Below are 20,484 nucleotides of genomic sequence, written 5' to 3'. Positions count from 1 at the left end.
TAGCCACATGAGCGACACTAAAAAACACTGCGCGCAGGCCTTCTCCCCACCGGAAGATGTGCCTGAGCGCAGTGATTATTTTTTGCCTATACCCTCACGCCTAGTCTGAATCCTGCTGATATGCGGGAACTAGATAAGCTCGATGCGAACAGCGTGGGCGAGATCATCATCCAATTCAACAATCATCTCACCGTTGATCAGGCGGATCTGACCATCCTTGTGCTCAAAATCGACCTCGGAGCCAACCTCAATACCTGCATTTAGCAGAGCCTTGAACTGGCTTGGATCAACCTGAAGAATCTCGTTAATCTGAACAATGCGGACTTTGCGTGCGATATCACTTTCCTCAGTATCGATCGTGCGCAAACCCGGTGCCACAGGCTCTTTTATCTCGACACCAAGTTCCTCCAACCCTGGAATCGGATTGCCAAATGGGGAGCGGTCATATACGTCCAACACACTAACCAAGCGACGCTCAACCTCATCACTCATCACGTGCTCCCAGCGGCACGCTTCCTCATGCACCTTGTTAATGTCGAGGCCAATGATATCGGTTAACAGACGCTCAGCGAGACGGTGCTTACGCATCACAGCAATCGCAAGCGCACGACCCTCAGGAGTCATTTGCAGGCTCCGGTCGGAGGCAACAACTACGAGGCCGTCACGCTCCATGCGGGCAACGGTCTGGCTAACAGTTGGGCCGGACTGCTCAAGGCGTTCGGCGATACGCGCCCGAAGGGGAGTAATTCCTTCTTCTTCCAGCTCGTAAATGGTGCGGAGATACATTTCAGTGGTATCGACCAGATCCTTCACGTCAAAAGCCTTTCGTGCAGTTTTTCGTATCCGTTTGTAAAAAATTCATAGTGAGCAGCAGGCCCCACAACGCTCGGTCACACGATATGTGACCACAGCTATCGCAGCACAGCGGTATGAACTTGTGGGTAAAACAAGAAAAAAGGGGGCATAGACTCAAGTAATGGAGTGGATTCTCATTGTAGAAGAAGTGTAAAGCTTCCGCTATGAAAACGTTCCCACAGCATCATCAAAGGGTAGCGGCCGCCGCAACCTTGTCTTACTGTCACCAATGTCCTCAATGATAGCCTATTTGTAATTCTGAGGCGAAAATGTATAGGCCCAAACTATTTGCAATGTTTTAGCTGCATAACCAACTGCCTTCCAAAACTTCACAAGGTCTTCCTAGCTCGCGATGAACTCATCATCACCGAAACACACTTTGAACAGCATCAAACAAAGCCTGGTTGCACATTCATGCAACCAGGCTGAAAACAACGGGGGAGAAGAACTCACACTAATGAGCGTAGGCGCGAAGCTTATCGGCACGCTCACCGTCACGTAACTTCCGCATAACTTCCCGCTCAATCTGACGCACGCGCTCGCGCGACAAACCATAACGACGACCGATCTGGTCCAGGGTGCGTGGGACGCCGTCGTCAAGCCCGTAGCGCATGCGGATCACATCCTGCTCGCGCTGTTCGAGAGTGGCAATCACCTCACGAATATCGGAATGGCGTAAGGAGGCAACCACGGCGGACTCAGCATCTGCAGCTTCGGAATCTTCAATGAAGTCGCCCAGCGGAGCTTCCTCATCAGCACCGACCGGCATATCCAGCGATACAGGATCGCGGGACTGGCGAAGAAGCATCTCAATCTTCGACTCATCGATACCGGTCTCTTCAGCCAGCTCTTCATGAGTGGCTTCACGACCCAAGTGTTGGTACATCTCACGCTTAATACGCGAAAGTTTATTCACCTGCTCCACCAAATGAACTGGTAGGCGAATCGTGCGAGACTGATCTGCCATGCCACGAGTGATAGCCTGGCGAATCCACCACGTAGCATAGGTAGAGAACTTAAAGCCCTTGGAGTAATCGAACTTCTCCATTGCGCGGATCAACCCTAAATTGCCTTCCTGGATCAAATCCAGCAATGGCATTCCACGGCCCGTGTAGCGCTTTGCTAACGACACCACCAAACGAAGGTTTGCTTCCAATAAATGAGAGCGAGCCTTGCGCCCTTCCTTGACCAAGACCTTCAAATCACGCTTCATCGCACGAGTGAGATTCTGGTCGGAATCATTAAGCAAATACTCGGCATAGAGACCAATTTCAATGGTCTGGGCCAAATAAACTTCATCTTCAGCGCTGAGTAGTGCAGTTTTACCAATGCCGTTCAGATACACGCGAACAAGATCAGCGGAAGGGTTATCGTTCGTATGCCCTCTTCGGGAACCCCGATCTAGTTCTTTAGCTTCCTCATCGTCGAGCTCGTCAACATTGACGTTATCGGGCGAAGCAAGGGAAATTGTCCGCACCGAGCGGGAAGGGTCATCCTCTTCCTCCGAATCCGCCACATCATCTACATCATCTACATCATCAATGAGGGCAGGATCATCGGAATCATCGACGTCAAGGGAATCGATGGCGCTACCATAATCGTCTCCTTCGGCAGGAGTAGGAAGATCATCACCGACGAACTCGTATGAATCGTCTGAGTCAAATTCCCGAAGGGTAGAACTGCTCATACTTGCCTCCTGAAGACACTCGTTGATTATTCACACCACTTAACGCACGAACTTCGCATTAAGTTCCCAACTATCAATCCCGGAGCATTTTACGAGGTCACCTACAAAAAGCGGGGGTAGCAAAATGGGGGTAGTCCACGTTGGTGAACTACCCTGAAAACTGGCAAGAACAATCGCAATCAAAACAGAAAGTGGGTTAAATCCCCGAATTTAAGGGGGTAAAATGCCTCTACTTGTTCCTTGGATGTACAGGCCACTCACAGCTTTGCATTAGCAACTCTTTACTTTTTAATAGTCTGCAGTCGGCAATGAACACTGAATCTACTAGGTGACTTTGGTGCCTTCAGATAGAGGGCCCTAGCACTCGATAATGACGGTGAACGGGCCGTCATTGACACTGTGTACATCCATCATTGCGCCGAAACGACCTTGTTCAACCTCAATCCCGCGCGCCTGCAAACCCTGAGCTATCTGATTGATCACCGGTTGGGCAACGTCGCCACGCGCCGCATCGGACCACGAGGGGCGACGCCCCTTCTTCGTCCTCCCCATCAAGGTAAACTGCGACACCAACAACACTGGTGCGCCAGCCTCCTCCACCGAACGCTCATCACGCAAAATGCGTAGTTCGGCAAGCTTACGCACCATTGTCTCCCACGCATCAGGAGCATCATCAGCGCCAACACCCACCAAGGCTAACAATCCGCCAGTTTCTGGGCATTCAATAGCACCCACAGTTTCACCATCAACCACCACACTCGCTTGAGTGACGCGCATGACAACAGCTTTCAAAAGAAACTACTCCTCATTATCGCTATCATCGCTTGCACGCATCAAATCAGCGGGCAACAACAGCCCATGGCGAACCAAATCCACCACAGGGCCAATCACTGCTTCACGCACAACCTCAGGATCAAGCCCGCGACTGAGTGCAAACAAATCAACAATCTCACCCAAACATAATCCTTGTGGATGCATGCCACTAATAATCGACACCAGACCGGCATCAACCTCGTGGCTCCAGCGAGGACCATCCATCCGCACTAAGCGAACAACCTCGACGCTAAAGCCCATACCAGCATCACGATCAGCAACGCTGACTTCTTCCTTAGCTACGGTTGGGCGCAACATGAAACAGGAATTCACAATGTCCTCGGCCGAGCGTTGGTTTAGCCACTCCAAGCGAAGGAAATACTCCTGAATTTCTTCACCCAACTGGGAATCAGTGGCATGCGAAAACTCCTCCAAAAGAACATCGGAAGCCTGATTATCATCAACGCGAACAATGGCTATATAGCCAAAACCAATAGCCTCCACCTGTTCACGGGCGAAATGCTCCAACCACTCACGCGTACGGCGTTGACCTAATTCTGAGCGGGGATCAATCGACTCATCCCGCAACCAGGTACCCACATAAGTCTCCGGCGAAACAACATCACGCTGCAAAATTAATGCGCACACCCCCTGATCAGGAAGCCAACTAGCCACACGCTCCCGCCAGGACTGTCCACGAACATGCGCCCACGCCCCCAACAAATGAGCACTGCCATGCAACGCCAAATGCTCGCATGCGCCCCCAACCACAAGCTCAGTAGCGCCATCGAGATTCAATCCAGAATCGCGGTACACCAAATCAACTGCACCAGCACCGACAACAAACGGAGGATTCGCAATAATCCGGTCAAAACTTCGCCCAGCAACCGGCTCAAACCAACTGCCTTCGAGCAACTCAATCTCCGAGCCAGAACACCCTGCCAACGTAGCCGAAGCAAAATCCAATGCCCGGCCATGAATATCCGTTGCACAAATAGAACCAGCAACCCCCAACTGGCCCAACACCTGAACACCAGAACCAACACCTAAATCCAACACCGTATCTACAGGCGTGGAAGGAGTGGTGGCCAAAAGCGACAGACTCGCCGCACCCACACCAAGCACATGCTCCGAACCCGGAACATAATCGACAAGCTGGGACGCATCTACATCGGAGAAAACAAAACAGTTCCGGCCAGCAATGATGTGCGGCTGCACATCAATGAGTGCTGTCAAACCTTTATCCTCACACGGTGACTTCATGAAAACACTCCGGCTACCCAAAACCCCGGCGTCGATAAGCGTGCTCACCAAATCCTCGCCCAAGACACGCTCCAACTCTTCGCGAGCAACAGATGCATGTACCAAAAACGCGGAAATCAGAACCGCCAACGGCTTGTGCTTACGAGACTCCACAGACCACAACACCGCACCGGGCTCACCCCGACGCAACGCCGCATACCCCTCCGCGCCTAAAAACGACTGAATGCCCCCAACATGGAAACCACAATCAAGCAACTTCGCCTTTAACTCACCAGCAACCGCCCCCAACACACCACGGGACGGAACAAAACCAGAATCAGACACCTTTAAACTCCCCAACACGCACCAGCAACAACAATCAAAACCCCCCACGAACACCAACCGCAAAGAATCTAGGCATTGCGACGAAGCTGTAGGAGAAAATACGCACCTACATTACTATCCGCAAACCTAGTCAGCGAGCTGAGCTAGGAAACGTCGTCTGAATCCACTACAGAATCATCCCGCACGCTTGGCAAGGACAATGGCCCACCGCCAACACTTTGCTGCGAGGAAGCGTGAATCTGCGAGGCCATCTGCGCGCGAATCGCGGCCGGTTTATACACTGCCGGTGCTCGCGAATCTCGAGGCTCACCCACGCCATTAGCGATCACCACAGCAATCCAAGGCAACGGCACCGAAATAATAAACAACACCGATGCAATAAGCACCGAATTGAAATACATGTACGCCAAGGCCGCAAGGACCAAAAACGGCAAGCGCACACCCTGAATCCACGTGTACTGTTTTTCACGCTTGCGACGATTCTCACTGACAGACTGGCCAGCAGTGGTAACTAAAATCACATTCTTGCGACGCTTCAGCGACAACTTTCGCCGCTTAATCCCAGCCCCAGAATCACCCGCGTTGGAAGAATCACCTTCGTCTACATCAACAACATCACACTCGCTGGCATCAAAAAATCCCGCGTGTTCAGTGCGCGCGTAATCCTGTGCAGCAGAATTTCGAGTGTGGTGGCTGAAACCATCAGCAGAAAAAGGTCGGGAACCGTGTTTTTTATCTGGGTCCATACATACCAACCTAGCCCCGCGTGGCGCGAAGAGCGAACGATGGGGCAATATAGGTAGGGTGACTACTAGTACCCAAACCATTGAACGTCCAGATGTTCGCGAAGATATTTCGACGGATGACGATACCCCTCAGTTTTTCCACTACGTGAAAAAGGATCAAATCGTGGAGTCGGCTGTATCAGGCCGGATGGTTGTCGCGCTCTGCGGAGAGGTCTTCCCTGTAACTAAGCAGGCTAAACCTGGATCACCGGTGTGCCCCGACTGCGAGCGTGCATATAGGAGTCTGCGTAAATAGTGAGTAGTGATCTTCGCGTTTGGCAGCGCCAAGCGCTGACGAAGTACCTCATGAACAAACCGCGAGACTTCCTCGCGGTTGCAACGCCAGGTGCCGGTAAAACAACATTCGCCCTCCGCGTGGCCACCGAACTCACAGCAGCACGGACAGTTGACCGTGTCATCGTTGTGGTGCCCACTGAACACCTCAAGATTCAGTGGTCGGAAGCTGCAGCTCGCGTGGGGCTTTCACTTGACCCCACATTTAAAAACACGGATGCGGTCAATCCCCAATATCACGGAGTGGTTGTCACCTACGCACAGGTGGCCATGCATCCGTACAAGCACTATGCGGTTGCTACAGCGAAGCGTTCGCTTGTGATCTTGGACGAGATTCACCACGGTGGCGATGCAAAAAGCTGGGGTGACGGTATCCGAGAAGCCTACCGCGATGTCGAACGACGCCTCGCTCTGACCGGTACGCCATTCCGATCCGATGATTCCACGATTCCTTTCGTGCGCTACGAAGAGGATGGTCAGGGGCACCTCGTTTCCCAAGCAGACCATACCTATGGCTATTCCGATGCGCTTGCCGACGGCGTGGTGCGCCCCGTTGTGTTCCTTGCGTATTCCGGTGAGGCGCGGTGGCGTACGAGTGCCGGTGAAGAATACGCGGCCAGGTTGGGTGAGCCGCTGAATCCTGAGCAGACTGCGCGTGCATGGAAGACTGCGTTGGATCCTAAGGGTGATTGGATTCCTGCCGTGTTGAAGGCTGCGCATACGCGTTTGTTGGAGCTGCGTAAGGTGATTCCTGATGCTGGTGGTTTGGTGATCGCTACTGATAAGACGACGGCTCGTGCCTATGCCCGTATTTTGGAAACGCTCAGTACTACGCCGGTGTCGGTGATTCTTTCTGATGAGCCGGGTGCGTCTGATCGGATCGAAGAGTTTTCGGCTGGTGATGATGAGTGGATGGTTGCGGTGCGCATGGTGTCGGAAGGCGTGGATGTTCCGCGTCTTGCGGTGGGTGTGTATGCGACGAGTTCTTCAACACCTTTGTTCTTCGCGCAGGCTATTGGGCGTTTTGTGCGTAAGCGTCGTCCGGGGGAGACTGCGAGCGTGTTTTTGCCGTCTGTTCCGGTGTTGTTAGATTTGGCGGCGAAGCTTGAAGTGTCGCGTGATCACGTGTTGGGTAAGCCACATCGTGAAAAGGATGGTTGGGATGACGACTTGTTGGCGCAGGCGAACAAGAAGGAATCCGAGGGTGAGTTGGAGAAAAGCTACGAATCGGTGGGTGCTGAGGCAGAACTTGATTCGCTGATTTATGACGGTTCGACCTATGGGACTGCAACTTTGGCTGGTTCTGCGGAAGAAGCGGACTATCTTGGTTTGCCTGGGTTGCTGGATGCTGATCAGATGCGTGAATTGCTTCGCAAGCGTCAAGCTGAGCAGCTTGATGCCCGGGAAAAAGAGGCGAAGCAGTTGCGTGCGCAGGCGGAGAAGGATAAAAAAGAGAAGCTTCAACAGGGCGAATCTGATGAGGATTCGCAGGTGGCCAGTAAAGAGATTCCTCAGTTGCGTCGGGAGCTTAATGCGCTGGTTGCTATTACTGCGCAGCGTACGGGGCGTCCTCATGGGGCGATCCATACTGAGGTTCGTGCTAAATGCGGGGGTCCGCCGACTGCGATGTGTACTGCTGATCAGTTGAAAGCACGTATCGAGTATTTGCGGCGCTGGTAGCCTTAGGGTCCTAGAATGCTGCTTTTCTTGAACTGTGAACAGTGGAGTGAAAAATTTTTTGCCCAAACTTTTCCACGGTTTAGGAAAAGCTTATCGACGACCCTCAGATATCGCCTGTACGCTGGGGGTTTGCGGGCAATTGGGGTTAGTTAAAAGTTAGAGTTTTGTGCCGACTTTTAGGGCAATATTCTCAACCAGATGGTGGAAAGGGTTCTGTACTTGACAGCGATTTGCGGTATTGTTGGGTGTTGGCTTGAGCGCCGTTGTATGTGTAACCCCTAATTCTGCGGACGTGGAATGTGAACCGCTGAAAGCGAGTGAGACTTTATGACTACCCCAAATAATGATCCTTATGGTTCTCCTGAGGTTCCTGCCTATAATTCCCAGAACTTCGATGCTGGTTTCAATGATCAGTATCTAGCCTCTGGTGTTGACCCTGTTGCTAAAAATGGCTTGGCCTTGGCCGGTTTGATTGTCAGTGTGATCGCTGTCGTTGCACTCATTTCTTTTATCGGTACGGCTCTCGCGTGGGCACCTGCGATTGTTGGTTTGATTTTGAGCATCATTGGCCTAGTAAAGGCCAAGAAGTTTGCTCCAGGCAACGCACGTAAGGGTATGGCTGTTGGCGGTTTGATTCTGTCGATTCTTGTACTGGTTATTTCTGTCGTGCTTTTGTTCGTGGTGTTTTATTTTGCCGGTGATGCAATCACCGAGTGTTCTCACCTGACTAATCCACAAGAGCAGCAACAGTGCATCATGGACAATCTTGAGCAAAAACAGCGCGAGCTTTCTTAATTGTTGTTTTGCTGATCATTCCCATTAATGGGAATGAAATCACGAGGGGTACATCTCGCCGGTAGCACTGGTGCTGAAGTGCCCCTTTTGTGTGTCTTATTTAGAGAAGAGTGTTAAAGATTTGAGTTCCCAAAATTTAGAGAAGCAACAACGCTTGCTCACCCCAGACTTTGCGCGTGGAATTGCGCTGTTGGGTATTGCCATTGCCAATGGTTTAACAGCGTGGGCGACAAGTCCGGACTCCTCAGCACCGGGAGCAACGACCAGTGGTTTGATTGTTGATGGTTCTATGGTGGATAAAACTGCCGTGATTTTCAGCGCCATGTTTGCGCATGTCCGTGGCTTGCCTATGTTTGCTACATTGCTGGGCTATGGCATTGGCATGATTATGATTCGCCAATTAAATAAGGGCTACAGTGTGCGCGAAACACGTGGGCAACTTTTGCGCCGTTATGGCGCTTTGGTTGCGTTCGGTGCAGTACACACTGTTTTTCTGTTCTGGGGTGACATCATGTTTACCTACGGTTTGATCGCGCTCGTGGTAATTTTCATGCTGGCATTAAGTGACAAAAGGCTTGTGCGCATTGCGGTGATCGTGTGGGCAGTGTCCCTTCCCCTCATTGCTCTGAGTTTTGGATTCTTCGGGTTAGGGGATGGAATGCAGGTTGCAGGCGGACTTGTCACTGATTCTTCCACCTATTTTCAAGGGCAGCTGAAACCTGGGTTTTTGCAGCTATTGTTTGGCATTTTTGGGGCAGTCCTCGTTGTTCCCATGATTGGGCCACTGATCATTATTGGATTTATTGCTGGCCGACGTGGGATGCTGGCTAATCCGGAACCGTATGAGCGTTTTCTCAAACCCTGCATGTGGGTGACCGCGGCAATCATTGTGGGCATCGGACTTCCCTTGGGTTTGTCGCAGGCTGGGTTCATCCCGGGTGTTTCGTGGTGGTGGGCGCTGAACAACACCGTGGGCTTTCTCTCGGGCCCAGGCTTTGTAGTTGCGGCACTGTATATTTGCCGTTTTCTTGCGCGGAATAACTGGCAGTCCGCGTGGCCGGTCACCATGATTACTCGGCTCGGTGCGATGAGCATGACTGGCTATATTCTTCAGTCCGTTTTGTTTGGCATTTTTGTGGCCAACTACGGTTTAGGGATAGGATTCGACGCCGGTGCAGCTATGGTCACTGTAGTTTCAGCACTGGTGTGGGTTGGTACCTTAATTTTTGCCAACCTGTGGGCTTTCAGCGGTAAGCGTGGGCCATTTGAAATCGTGCACCGCGCATTGGGCTATGGCACACCACTACCACCGGCAGCACAGTCTGAGAGGATGCAGGCTTCACAGGCAATGGTGAACCCACCAACTCAGCCCCCTGCTGAGGGGGTTCAGGGGCCGACTGCACGCACGATGCCGCCACATAGTGTTAATGACCGTGAAGGCTTTTCGCAGCCGCATACGCAACCTGGTACATATCCTGGGTATCCACCGGAGGAAAGCACTCACTAGGATTTCTACCGTTTTACCTGGCACATGAACGAAGAGTCACATTCAAGATGTGCGCAGCCGGTGGTGTGGGGTTGAACGAAACGTTCGCGAACCCAGACCACCGGCTGAGTTGTTCAAAGGGGAAAAAGATAAAGCTCAATAGTGTAGGAGGGGGGGAGAAAGAGGTAAAAAGGGCGGAGTGCGCACAAGAGTAAAAGTGTGGGCGATATGCCCACACTTTTACTCTTGTGCGTTTTATGTTTGAAACGCCAGGTGTTACTTGAAGTTCCTAGTCGAGGTAGTCGCGCAGCACTTGGGAACGCGATGGGTGGCGCAGCTTCGACATGGTCTTCGACTCAATCTGGCGGATACGTTCACGAGTAACACCGTAAACCTGACCAATTTCGTCTAAAGTGCGAGGCATGCCATCGGTCAGACCGAAGCGCAACTTCACCACACCTGCTTCACGCTCAGACAGCGTGTGCAAAACATCTTGGAGTTGATCCTGCAGCAAGGTGAAGGACACAGCATCAACTGCTATTACGGCTTCGGAATCCTCAATGAAGTCACCCAGCTGCGAGTCGCCTTCATCGCCAATGGTCTGGTCGAGAGAAATAGGCTCACGCGCGTACTGCTGAATTTCCAGAACCTTTTCCTCGGAGATATCCATCTCCTTAGCCAGTTCCTGAGGGGTTGGTTCACGGCCGAGATCCTGCAGCAATTCGCGCTGAATACGACCCAGCTTGTTGATCACTTCCACCATGTGCACTGGGATGCGGATGGTTCGGGCCTGGTCGGCCATTGCACGAGTGATGGCCTGACGGATCCACCAGGTGGCGTAGGTGGAGAACTTATAACCCTTGGTGTAGTCGAATTTCTCAACTGCACGGATCAAACCGAGGTTTCCTTCCTGAATAAGGTCAAGGAAAGCCATGCCACGGCCGGTGTAACGCTTGGCCAAAGAAACAACAAGACGAAGGTTTGCTTCCAACAGGTGGTTCTTTGCCTTACGTCCATCACGGGCAATCGCACGCAGATCACGCTTCACGGCAGGGGTCAGCTTCGCATCCTTATCCCCTTTGTTGTACGCCTCTTCCATCTGCTCCATGCGATAGGTTGCGTACAGGCCCGCCTCGATGCGCTTAGCGAGGGAAACTTCTTCTTCCGCGTTCAGCAGGGCAACCTTGCCGATCTGCTTCAGGTAAGCGCGAACAGAGTCAGCGGATGCAGTCAGCTCCGCATCCTTACGGGCTTGGCGCAGGGCAGCGGACTCGTCCTCGTCCCACACCGAAGAACCGTCATCTTCCTCTTCTTCGTCAGACTCGTCAGAATCTTCATCGTCTTCCTCAGAATCGTCGAAAGAGTCGATATCGGCGACGAAACTAACGTCATCGTCGTCATCGTCATCCAAGCCGAAGTCATCGTCGTCATCGAGGCCGAGATTGTCGTCATCGTCATCCAAGCCGAGATCATCATCAGTTACCACTGGTGTGGCTTCAACAACAGCTGGCTTCTTCGCAGTAGCTTTCTTTGCGGTCTTCTTGGTCGCCTTCGCCGCTGCCTTCTTAGCAACCTTCTTGGCAGCTTTCTTTACAGGAGTTTCTTCCTCTTCGGAAGGTAGCTCCAAAATCGGCTCATCATCGAGGTCAGGACTAAACGTTGGCTTCGGAACCTTCGGCGCCTTCTTTGCCACGGCTTTCTTGGCAATCGACTTCTTCGCTACCTTTTTCACAACTGTGATAGCGGTGTCATCACCAGCGGAAACAGAAACCTGCGAAGAAACGGTCTCTTCAATAGGGCTATCAACCGAGGATTCAACTGGAGTTGCAGCACGGGGTGCAGCAACTTTGCGTGCAGCCTTTCGTGCAGTCTTTTTCGCAACCTTCTTGGCTGCCTTCTTCGGAGTTTCAGTCACAGTTGCCCCTTCGTCGGCGTCGTTGTTTCAGCACAGCATCTTCACAATCCTTGCCGTACCCACACCGTGTACAGGCAATGCTTGGAAGACCATGATGAAAAAGTGCAGCAGAAATGTGAATATTTCGGCATGTCACTTAATACTTTTAATTTTTAACTTCGGGCCAGTGCAGAAAATTCCCACATCAATGAGTAGAAACTCGCTGCACTTCCCGCTTTCGCGCTGACCTACGATCCATGTCCTTCAATATCACAGTGATGGCAGGATCCCATGAAAACCAATACCTTAAGAATACCTAAGGGTTAGTGAGTGGGATGTCCTGGGGGTTTGACCATGCGATGAAGATCATGCTTGAAAAGGTAGGGAAGTATATTTCCTAGCCTTGGACAAAGTGCCATTATAAATCACTCGTTAAATTTTTGCCGAAACGAAAAGTGTTTCTTGGTCACGGGGGCAAACCTTTTTACGAGTTGTGTCACTTGCGCAACCGTGCATATCGCTAAAACGCGATGAGAAAAATCTTGAAAAAACAACCCTCAACCTCCCCAAACGATGTTCATCGAATGGGGGCTTAGCTACGAGGGCAATCCGTGTGGATAGGGGGGTGGAAACATAAAGGCACAGTAGATCGGTCGTAGCCAAAGCCCTGGGGAACTGAGGGTTGTCAAGGTGTTGATGGGTACGTGACGTTCTGGCATATACGATACTGTGGCGCACCAATGCTGTGACGCCCATCAACCCACAAATCTGATTCTGTGGACAGGTGAATTGTGAGCTGGTGTCACCAAAAATTACGCCACAAATCTAAGAAGCGTTTTTTAAGGCTTGAGGTTTTGCTCAGCTGCCATCGCCGCGCCCACAATACCCGCACGATTGCGGAGCTTTGCCGGTACTACCGGTGTGCTACAGCTCAGCTTTGGAACCCACTTGTCAGCTTTGCGTGAAATGCCGCCACCAACAATAAACGTGGCAGGGTTGAAAAGGCGCTCAATTTCGCACAAAACCTCTGATACGCGCGCAGCCCATTTGGTGTAGCCGATTTCGTCGCGATCCTTGGCCGCGGAGGACGCGAAGCTTTCAGCTTCCCTGCCTCCAACGATCATGTGGCCGAGTTCAGTGTTGGGGTAGAGTACGCCGTCGATAAGCAAGGCGGAGCCAATGCCTGTGCCGAAAGTCAGCAAAACTGTTGCGCCCTTCGCAGCGTCAGGTACACCGTAGCGAGCTTCGGCTAAACCTGCGGCGTCGGCGTCGTTGAGCACGCAAACGTCTCGTTCTGCTAAATGCTGGGCAAACAGTTCGCCTACATTGATGCCGATCCAGCTGGGGTCGATGTTTGCTGCGGAGAGAACGAACTGGTTTTTGATCACCGAAGGCAATGTGATGCCGACGGGGCCGTGCCATTGTGCAATGCGCAGGATTTCGGCGCAGGTTTGGGCGATGGCTTCAGGGGTTGCGGGTTTGGGGGTGAGAATTTTGATGCGGTCACCGATGAATTCGCCGGTGTCGAGATCAACTCGGGCGCCTTTGATACCGGAGCCGCCAACGTCAATACCAAATCCTATTCTGGTCATAAGACATATCTTAAGCGACAAAGTCTTCTATTAAAGATCTGTGCTGACGTGAGAAATATCGCGTGTGTATTTTTGTCACACCCACGTGCGGGTAATGGGACCGCTGCGATTTTTCTGATTTGCTGTGTTAACGCTTCGCAGTGTGCGTGGTCGCTTCGAGGGGGAGGGGGTGTTTTCAGGTTTGTGGCCTACAATGGCGTCGGTATTCATAGTCAAAAAGAAGGTTGTGTTGTTGTGGCTACTCACTGTGTACCTGATATCGAGCCGTTGCGGGAGGAACACGTATCGTTGCAGCGTGCAAGCAATGTCAACGCGCAGTTTGCCCGCCGCGCGTTTGTTGCGGAGTTGGGTGTGGTGGCTGCGGAGATTGCGGTTGATGCAGGGGTGGCTGTTGCTGCGAAGCGTGCTGAGTTAGGCGATGTGAGGGCGTTTAGTCAGTCGAAGTCGTCGCCGGTGGATCCGGTCACGATCGCAGATACGTTGGCTGAGGATTTGATTGATGAGCTTTTGCTTCAGCGTCGGCCCGAGGATGGGTTGATCGGCGAGGAGGGAACACAGCGGGTTTCGGTGTCGTCGGTGACGTGGATCGTTGATCCGATCGATGGGACTGTGAATTTTATTTATGGGTATCCGCAATACTGCGTGTCGATTGCCGCAGTGTGTGATGGGGCGCCGATTGCGGGCGCTGTGTTTAATCCTGCAACGGGTGAGCTGTTTGCTGCTAGTGAGGGCAATGGTGCGATGAAGTTCAAGCCAGGTTGCCCACCGAAGCGACTGTCGGTCACAGCGGAGTCTTCGTTGGGCCAGGCGCTGATTGCTACTGGTTTTGGGTATTCACACAAGCGACGATCAGCCCAAGCTGAGTTTTTGGTTGAGGTGTTGCCGAAGGTGCGCGATATTCGACGGTTGGGTAGTGCTGCGCTTGATTTGTGTGCGTTGGCTGAGGGTTTGGTTGATGGTTTCTATGAGCATGGTTTGAATGCGTGGGATTATGCTGCGGGTGCAATCATTGCGCGGGAGGCTGGCGCGGTGGTGTCTACGCCGGCATTGAGCACGCCGAGTTCGCAGGGCGAGCTGGTGGCGGGGTGGACGCCTGGTATTGGGGATGCTTTTCAACGCCTGCTCGATGTGGCTGGGCGCATGTAGCTGTTGTGTGGGGGTTGGGGTGGAAAAGATGGCGAAAGTGCGTTGAGTTAGCCGTTGCAGTCGTGTGGGTTTTTTGCAGCTGACGCGCGTGTTCAAGAATTCTTTTTTCGCCAATTGTATGCCCCTGTACTGGGGTTTTTCCTATTCGTGTGGTGTAGTTGCTTGCAATGCGTGTGACAAGCTTTGTGATTACGTGTATAACTATCGGCAACTACCGAAAAAACTGTATTCACCACGGGGGATTGTTGTATTCCTCGGGTGCATGTTGTGTACATAGGAAAGCGAGAGAGTCTAGGACATGGCAACCGATTACGATGCACCACGCCGCCGCGCTGAAGACGAGCTTGAGACTGATTCTCTTGAAGGTCTCAAGGCAGCCGAGAGCGTAACCAATGATATGGATGACGACGGCGAGATTGTGGATTCTTTTGATATCCCGAGCATTGATTTGACCGGCGAAGAGCTTAATGTCACCGTCATTCCACGTCGCGCAGATGAGTTCACCTGCTCGTCTTGTTTCTTGGTTCAGCGCAACAACCGAATTGATCACACCGAGGACGATGGTTCTGTGATCTGTAAGGACTGCGCTTAAACTGTAAGCCAGTAATCGCCGGTGGGTAGTGCGCGTTTTAAGAAGCGTACTGGTTATGTCGCAGGCAGTTTAAGTGCATCATGTATGCACCACAACAATTGTGGCTGTGAGCTTTATCAAATGAGCTCGCAGCCTTTTTGCATGCCAACCAAACTTTTAGTGTGGCTGTTGATTGAGGTAGGCCATATCTCGTGCGCAAGCCTGCTCGGCAGGCATTGTTCGCTCAGGGGGGAAGAAACACCTGTGTGCTGTGCGGTACGCCGTTTTGTATGATGGTGTGATGTTCACAAGCCCCAACCAAAACTTAGCCCTGCGTGCTTAAGCGGTTAAGTACCACCCATCAAACCTCAGATAATCTGAGAGTGGGTTTTCACGCAGCTTTGTGCCGAGAAAACCTCAATATCTAGTGCTAGTGAGCAAATCTCAGTAGACTTCGTGAATAAGGCTTTAGTTGGGAAGCTGAACTTCACACCCATTAATCACTCTCGCGTTGATTGAGCGCGGGTGGGTAGTGGAGATTAAGGTGTGTGGATCTCCACCGCAACGCAGTGATCAAACGGTTTTTGGGTGAAGAGAGGAATTGACATGGGAGTCGAAAGTTTCACACCGCGCATTCCAAGCGGCGTTTCATATGGCCTTTTGGGAACATGGCTTGTCTCATCAGTGTTGCTCATCTTCTTTCTGAGCGGAGTGATTTCCAAAGGGGAAATTACCGCCCTGACGATGTTCGCAGGTGCTTCCGGTATCCTCAGTTCAGCATTACTTGAAAAGCTTGTCTTTAAATATTGGCAAAAGAGTGTTCCTTATGTCATTTTGATTGTCAACACTATTATTATTTCTGCCATTATTTTTGTTCTTGGTTTAAGTATAATCTAACGATTATCTTTAGTGCTTAGGCTTGCATATCGATGAAATATAGCCAAAGGAGCCTAAAATGTTGCGAACGTGTAATTCGTAGCGGTGTGGTAACTATCGTGTAGCGCTTGGGTGAGGATCGCGTAGCGCTTTTTATCGCCAGTGATGTGACCTTTGGAGTAGCACCCAGCAATCCGGTTGCGCGCGATACATGGAAAGTTGCCTGCCGTGATTCTGAGCAGTTGATCAGGGCGTTGCTGTTACAAGGCATGTCTTGCTGCGACATTATTGCCTGAACTCGCGCATCATGTTGTGACGGGGTCTCTCTTGAAAAGGCTCATCGGTGTGATGATCCCAACATGCGCCTGAAACCGACAAGTCACAACTAAAGCAAAATCACCCTCAAGTCACCGAGGAACCTGACCCCGTTTAGTAGATCCAAAGGTGTCTTGAGGGTGCTACACGATGCCCACTCTGGCGCTACTCGATCGTTACCACACCGCTACGAAAAGCTCGTCCGGAACACCTAAAAATTAGACGCCCAGATCCGCTGGTGGCATTGAATCGTTGATGGGGTAGGTGTGTGACTGCTTTTAGGTGAAGCTCCTCGTAGCTTTTGCTTACTATTGGCTACGTTCTTGAGCTTGCTTGATTACATTGGCGATTGCGACTTCTACGTCGAGCTCACCCAGCATAATGAGCTCCAACTGATGCTTCGTTTCTTCATCGAGAGGTGCACCTGCCATTTCGGCAGAAGCGATAATGTTTGCGAGCTCCAGGCGCTGTTTTGGTGTCAGGGACATAATGAGACCTTTCTGGTGCTAATCGTAAGTTCGTTTATCGTGATTAACTGAGCTTTTCGCAGAAGATAACTATTTGTTGGCGACTTGCTGCTGGACACTAAAGGCAGTGAAGATCTTAACGGGGATGTTTGCTATTTTTCCTCGACTCCCTTGTTTGGTTGGGTTGCGCCCAGAACCAGGTGCGGGTTGTCGAGGTTGGATACGTTGGTGGGGGTTATATTTTAACATGCTAAAATTTTGTGATAATGCTCTTTTATGCATCATTTTCCCCTATTTTCGTGAGAAAATCCCACGCACTGTAATCATGTATTAGTGCGTGGGGTTTAGGAAACTATGCGAAAAAGTGGGGTAAAGCCACCACGGAAAACGTGCCGGCAAAACCTCAAAGCATCTATGCGCTAATGCGTGCGCAAACTCTTCGTTGCGCTTTCAGCCTGTTCAGGAACAAAAGCTTGCAGTAAAGCCTCAGGGTTGCGGGTGGCAATCAACCAATAAGGGGTGGGGTCTTCAGGATCGTCCAGAACCAGCATCACCATCTCCGGCACCCAGCCATGGGAGACCACGAACGCAGCCGGGTCCAACTGACGTCCCATAGCATTACGCTTTGCAGTGGCGGGAACAGCCAAAGAACGAGGAACAACAGTATTCGGCAAATTTGCCTGGCCAGTAACCAACCAGCGCGTGCCATCAGGATCAAGCTCAACTCGAACCCGAGTGTCGGACATGCTCAACAGCACCCAAACAGCTAAACAGCTCAGTGTGATCGCGGGAATATACAGCCACAAAACAGAACGATTGAAACTCAATTGGGCAGAAATTAACGCCACAATAAATGCGGCGATCAGCCACCAGTACCACGGCACCCATTGGCGCTCCGAGTACAGGATCTTCGGACCATTTTGCGTTTGCGTATCACTCACAACCCACCAGCATACCGCCAACACCAGTGATAAAGATAGCAACAAGATTTTCCACCCCACGCCGACTGCCCGCTCACTGAACTAATCAGCGGTTATCGTTGCGCAAGAATAATCGCATGAGAAGAAAAAAGCTTCAGGAAAACCACCACAACAACCTTTAACGCTCGCGCTTGTGCGTGTGGCGGGGTAGTCGACGGCTGGGAGGCACCGCACCAATGTGGGTGTAGTGATGCGATAACTGCGGACAAGTGGAATACACCGCAATCGAGCACGACTGAAGAAAAAGCATGTGCACCGCTATCTGAAACACTGAAGAAGCCAGCGGTAGGGTGGGTTGATGAAGACAATGGTATTTTTGTACCTTTCTGAACGTTCATCTTCCTTCACATGAAAGGCAGCACTTAGCCAGTGAGCACACCAACCAACTTTTATTCTGAGCCAGTGACCAGCATTCGGCTCAAGCGACTCGACAAACAACTGCCGGTGCCCACTCGTGCGCACCGCGGTGATGCCGGCGTGGATCTTTATGCCGCAGTCGATGTTGAACTGCAGCCAGGACATCGCGCACTCGTACCCACCGGTGTTGCTATCGCCCTGCCACTGGGCACTGTGGGTCTTGTCCACCCACGTTCCGGCCGAGCGCTAAAAGAAGGCTTGTCTATTGTCAATGCCCCTGGCACCATTGACGCTGACTACCGTGGTGAATTGAAGGTGTGCCTGATCAACCTGGACCCCACCACACCTATTCGCATTGAGCGTGGTGAGCGCATCGCACAGCTGGTAGTGCAAAAGGTTGAACTGTTCGACTTTGAAGAGGTCGAAGAACTCGATCAGACAGTGCGCGGCGATCAAGGACACGGCTCTACAGGCGTGCACTAACTGCCCTCATATCACCTAGACTGACCTTTTTCGGTGACGAAAGACTCATCAATGAGCTACTCCGGGTGATGGTGGACTAGCATGTGAAAACATAACGAAGTGACAACAATTGAGAGTTAGAGGAATGACTCATGGCATTATGGCCCTTTGGTAAGAAAAAAGAGGACGACGCCGCCGCCCACACCAGCGCTGAGATGGAAACCCAGCCAGTAGATGAAACCATTGATCTGGTTGGCAAGAACCTCACCGATAACGAGGCTGCGTTTGAGGGCGACGATGATGACCTACTCGCACCAGACCCCATTCATGATGCAGTTGAGGGTGAATCCGGTCCCTTCGATGGGGATACCGTCGCCTTCGAGGATTTTGACTTCAGCGATTTCGGCCAAGGCGCACTCAATCTTGGGTCCCTGCTCATTCCACTTCCCCACGGAAGTGAAGTACAGGTTGAGATGGGTCCTGAGGGCCCAAGCATGCTGCACATCCTCACCCAGTACGGTCGTTGCACCCCAGTAGCCTTCGCTGCGCCCCGCAGCCCAGGCCAGTGGCGTGAAACTGTGCGCGAACTCTCCGAAGACATGCGCTCCCAAGGCCTTGAAGTCACCATTGAATACGGCCCTTGGGGTCGCGAAATCGTAGGATCGCGCGAAGATGGTGGCGGAATCGTGCGCATTCTCGGCGTCGATGGCCCACGGTGGATGCTGCGCATGACACTCGCCGCCCCAACCGAGCATGCTGACGCAATGGCTCAATTGGGTCGTGAAATCACTGCCCGCACTTTCGTTTATCGTGGCAGCGAACCAATCTTGGCGGGCACCTCCCTTCCGGTGGCACTACCACAGCCTTTGGCGGAGCAGGTGCAAAAAGAAATGGAACGTCGCCAGCGGGCCCAAAACCAAGCACAAACAACGGCGCAGGGTTTCCCCAACAACCCGAGCCCATTTGGTACCCCAGGGAATTAATAATTTATGAACGAACACGAGCACGTCGACTTTCACGCAGAAAACGGCGCCCAGCATTCCGAATCGCCAGAAGTAGAAACTGCGGAATCGGAGAGCGACACTCCCACGTTATTGGATCAAATGGGTGGGCTTGGGGGCCTAGTGTCCTCCACCTTGCCAATCTTGGTGTTTGTTCCAGTGAACAACAAGTGGGGGTTGAATGCTGCACTTGTGTCGGCCCTGATCATCGCCACAGTTATTTTGCTGTGGCGAATCGCCCGTAAAGAAAATCTCCAGCCGGCCATTTCAGGGTTCTTCGGCGTTGGCATCGGTGCCGCCATCGCGTGGTACACAGGCTCAGCAAAAGGCTACTTCCTCTATGGCATTTGGATGTCTTTGCTCTATGCGGGCGTGTTCTTCGTCTCTATCCTGGTCCGCTGGCCTTTGGTCGGCGTGATCTGGAAAGGCATCAATGGCGATGGTATGGATTGGCGCAAAACCCCTGCTGCCTTGTACGCCTACATGTGGGCGACCGGGGCGTGGGCGACCGTGTTCCTTATGCGCTTTATTGTGCAAAACAATTTCTACAATGCCGACGATACTAATGCGCTCGCGATTGCGCGTATTGTCATGGGGTGGCCTTTAACTGGTCTCGTGATGCTCTTTACCGTGTTCATGGTGAAGAAAGCAGCTGCGGCAACGTCTGCGTCGACCCAGCTGGAAAAGTAGGAACCCTCCGCATAGGGCAAGCGGCGTTTCGGCGTCGATACGCAGACAGCTGATTTTTCACACCTCCCGCACAACTTTTGCTCACGTGTAGCACGGTGTCAAACGCCGTGTATCACGCGAGTACGCGGGATGTTTTACTACTTTCAAGGAA

19 protein-coding genes are annotated in these 20,484 nt (G+C 52.0%); 10 read left to right on the top strand and 9 right to left on the bottom strand.

What is annotated here, in order from left to right:
- Positions 1-129 precede the first annotated feature (129 nt).
- From CFELI_RS07550 to CFELI_RS07530, 5 genes are all read right to left on the bottom strand, one after another.
- On the bottom strand, positions 130-813 hold the full coding sequence (locus CFELI_RS07550; protein ID WP_277105010.1) for a metal-dependent transcriptional regulator: 684 nt from the start codon (positions 811-813) through the stop codon (positions 130-132).
- Positions 814-1,309: 496 nt separating this feature from the next.
- Positions 1,310-2,542 (bottom strand): sigma-70 family RNA polymerase sigma factor, encoded by a 1,233-nt coding sequence (locus CFELI_RS07545; protein WP_277105011.1) that lies wholly within the window; start codon positions 2,540-2,542, stop codon positions 1,310-1,312.
- Positions 2,543-2,899: 357 nt separating this feature from the next.
- Entirely contained in the window at positions 2,900-3,334 is a 435-nt protein-coding gene (gene dtd / locus CFELI_RS07540) for a D-aminoacyl-tRNA deacylase (RefSeq protein WP_277105012.1), read from the bottom strand.
- Positions 3,335-3,340: 6 nt separating this feature from the next.
- Positions 3,341-4,942: a DUF7782 domain-containing protein gene (locus CFELI_RS07535; RefSeq protein WP_277105013.1), complete on the bottom strand. Its 1,602-nt coding sequence runs from the start codon at positions 4,940-4,942 to the stop codon at positions 3,341-3,343.
- A gap of 143 nt (positions 4,943-5,085) precedes the next feature.
- On the bottom strand, positions 5,086-5,688 hold the full coding sequence (locus CFELI_RS07530; RefSeq protein WP_277105014.1) for a DUF3099 domain-containing protein: 603 nt from the start codon (positions 5,686-5,688) through the stop codon (positions 5,086-5,088).
- Between the two features lie 58 nt (positions 5,689-5,746).
- Between CFELI_RS07530 and CFELI_RS07525 the strand changes: the two genes are divergently transcribed.
- The 4 genes from CFELI_RS07525 (at position 5,747) to CFELI_RS07510 (ending at position 10,003) form a co-directional block, all read left to right on the top strand.
- A complete protein-coding gene (locus tag CFELI_RS07525) occupies positions 5,747-5,983 on the top strand; it encodes a DUF3039 domain-containing protein (RefSeq protein WP_277105015.1) in 237 nt (78 codons plus the stop codon).
- Positions 5,983-7,701: a DEAD/DEAH box helicase gene (locus CFELI_RS07520; protein WP_277105016.1), complete on the top strand. Its 1,719-nt coding sequence runs from the start codon at positions 5,983-5,985 to the stop codon at positions 7,699-7,701. The genes CFELI_RS07525 and CFELI_RS07520 overlap by 1 nt, the downstream gene beginning before the upstream one ends.
- A 327-nt stretch (positions 7,702-8,028) precedes the next feature.
- A complete protein-coding gene (locus CFELI_RS07515; RefSeq protein ID WP_277105017.1) occupies positions 8,029-8,496 on the top strand; it encodes a hypothetical protein in 468 nt (155 codons plus the stop codon).
- A gap of 121 nt (positions 8,497-8,617) precedes the next feature.
- Positions 8,618-10,003 carry a DUF418 domain-containing protein gene (locus tag CFELI_RS07510; RefSeq protein WP_277105018.1) on the top strand — a complete coding sequence of 462 codons (1,386 nt, stop codon included), beginning with the start codon at positions 8,618-8,620 and terminating at the stop codon, positions 10,001-10,003.
- Positions 10,004-10,271: 268 nt separating this feature from the next.
- Here CFELI_RS07510 and CFELI_RS07505 read toward each other — a convergent pair whose 3' ends face one another.
- Together CFELI_RS07505 and ppgK are read right to left on the bottom strand one after the other, a co-directional pair.
- A complete protein-coding gene (locus CFELI_RS07505) occupies positions 10,272-11,897 on the bottom strand; it encodes an RNA polymerase sigma factor (RefSeq protein ID WP_277105019.1) in 1,626 nt (541 codons plus the stop codon).
- A gap of 818 nt (positions 11,898-12,715) precedes the next feature.
- Complete coding sequence (ppgK, locus tag CFELI_RS07500; RefSeq protein ID WP_277105020.1) at positions 12,716-13,468, bottom strand: polyphosphate--glucose phosphotransferase; 753 nt, start codon at positions 13,466-13,468, stop codon at positions 12,716-12,718.
- Between the two features lie 345 nt (positions 13,469-13,813).
- On the opposite strand from ppgK, the gene CFELI_RS07495 reads away from it, so the two are divergent.
- From CFELI_RS07495 to CFELI_RS07485, 3 genes are all read left to right on the top strand, one after another.
- Positions 13,814-14,614, top strand: a complete 801-nt coding sequence (locus CFELI_RS07495) for an inositol monophosphatase family protein (RefSeq protein WP_374724776.1) — start codon at positions 13,814-13,816, stop codon at positions 14,612-14,614.
- 298 nt (positions 14,615-14,912) lie between these two features.
- The gene (locus CFELI_RS07490; RefSeq protein ID WP_277105022.1) at positions 14,913-15,206 is read left to right on the top strand and encodes a DUF4193 domain-containing protein; all 294 of its coding nucleotides are present in this window, start codon (positions 14,913-14,915) and stop codon (positions 15,204-15,206) included.
- 585 nt (positions 15,207-15,791) lie between these two features.
- A complete protein-coding gene (locus tag CFELI_RS07485; RefSeq protein ID WP_277105023.1) occupies positions 15,792-16,082 on the top strand; it encodes a hypothetical protein in 291 nt (96 codons plus the stop codon).
- Positions 16,083-16,684: 602 nt separating this feature from the next.
- Here CFELI_RS07485 and CFELI_RS07480 read toward each other — a convergent pair.
- Both CFELI_RS07480 and CFELI_RS07475 read right to left on the bottom strand, forming a co-directional pair.
- Positions 16,685-16,864 (bottom strand): hypothetical protein, encoded by a 180-nt coding sequence (locus tag CFELI_RS07480; protein WP_277105025.1) that lies wholly within the window; start codon positions 16,862-16,864, stop codon positions 16,685-16,687.
- Positions 16,865-17,262: 398 nt separating this feature from the next.
- The gene (locus CFELI_RS07475; RefSeq protein WP_277105026.1) at positions 17,263-17,784 is read right to left on the bottom strand and encodes a DUF3093 domain-containing protein; all 522 of its coding nucleotides are present in this window, start codon (positions 17,782-17,784) and stop codon (positions 17,263-17,265) included.
- Positions 17,785-18,225: 441 nt separating this feature from the next.
- Between CFELI_RS07475 and dut the strand changes: the two genes are divergently transcribed.
- The 3 genes from dut (at position 18,226) to CFELI_RS07460 (ending at position 20,333) form a co-directional block, all read left to right on the top strand.
- Positions 18,226-18,663, top strand: coding sequence for a dUTP diphosphatase (gene dut, locus CFELI_RS07470; RefSeq protein ID WP_374724775.1), 438 nt, complete (start codon positions 18,226-18,228; stop codon positions 18,661-18,663).
- 131 nt (positions 18,664-18,794) lie between these two features.
- Positions 18,795-19,625 (top strand): DUF3710 domain-containing protein, encoded by an 831-nt coding sequence (locus CFELI_RS07465; RefSeq protein ID WP_277105028.1) that lies wholly within the window; start codon positions 18,795-18,797, stop codon positions 19,623-19,625.
- Between the two features lie 6 nt (positions 19,626-19,631).
- Complete coding sequence (locus CFELI_RS07460) at positions 19,632-20,333, top strand: DUF3159 domain-containing protein (protein WP_310129056.1); 702 nt, start codon at positions 19,632-19,634, stop codon at positions 20,331-20,333.
- Positions 20,334-20,484 lie beyond the last annotated feature (151 nt).

The organism is Corynebacterium felinum (genome assembly GCF_030408755.1).
In the GTDB taxonomy this organism is placed as follows: domain Bacteria; phylum Actinomycetota; class Actinomycetes; order Mycobacteriales; family Mycobacteriaceae; genus Corynebacterium; species Corynebacterium felinum.
Note: the sequence above shows the minus strand (reverse complement) of the source record. Positions and strands in the feature narration are given on the sequence as shown.

What these genes read in the sequence shown, in the direction of transcription:
- CFELI_RS07485 (WP_277105023.1), top strand. Translation starts at nt 15,792, where the DNA reads ATGGGAGTCGAAAGTTTCACACCGCGCATTCCAAGCGGCGTTTCATAT.
- CFELI_RS07465 (WP_277105028.1), top strand. Translation starts at nt 18,795, where the DNA reads ATGGCATTATGGCCCTTTGGTAAGAAAAAAGAGGACGACGCCGCCGCC.
- CFELI_RS07530 (WP_277105014.1), bottom strand. Translation starts at nt 5,688, where the DNA reads ATGGACCCAGATAAAAAACACGGTTCCCGACCTTTTTCTGCTGATGGT.
- CFELI_RS07480 (WP_277105025.1), bottom strand. Translation starts at nt 16,864, where the DNA reads ATGTCCCTGACACCAAAACAGCGCCTGGAGCTCGCAAACATTATCGCT.
- CFELI_RS07490 (WP_277105022.1), top strand. Translation starts at nt 14,913, where the DNA reads ATGGCAACCGATTACGATGCACCACGCCGCCGCGCTGAAGACGAGCTT.
- CFELI_RS07545 (WP_277105011.1), bottom strand. Translation starts at nt 2,542, where the DNA reads ATGAGCAGTTCTACCCTTCGGGAATTTGACTCAGACGATTCATACGAG.
- CFELI_RS07460 (WP_310129056.1), top strand. Translation starts at nt 19,632, where the DNA reads ATGAACGAACACGAGCACGTCGACTTTCACGCAGAAAACGGCGCCCAG.
- CFELI_RS07515 (WP_277105017.1), top strand. Translation starts at nt 8,029, where the DNA reads ATGACTACCCCAAATAATGATCCTTATGGTTCTCCTGAGGTTCCTGCC.
- ppgK (WP_277105020.1), bottom strand. Translation starts at nt 13,468, where the DNA reads ATGACCAGAATAGGATTTGGTATTGACGTTGGCGGCTCCGGTATCAAA.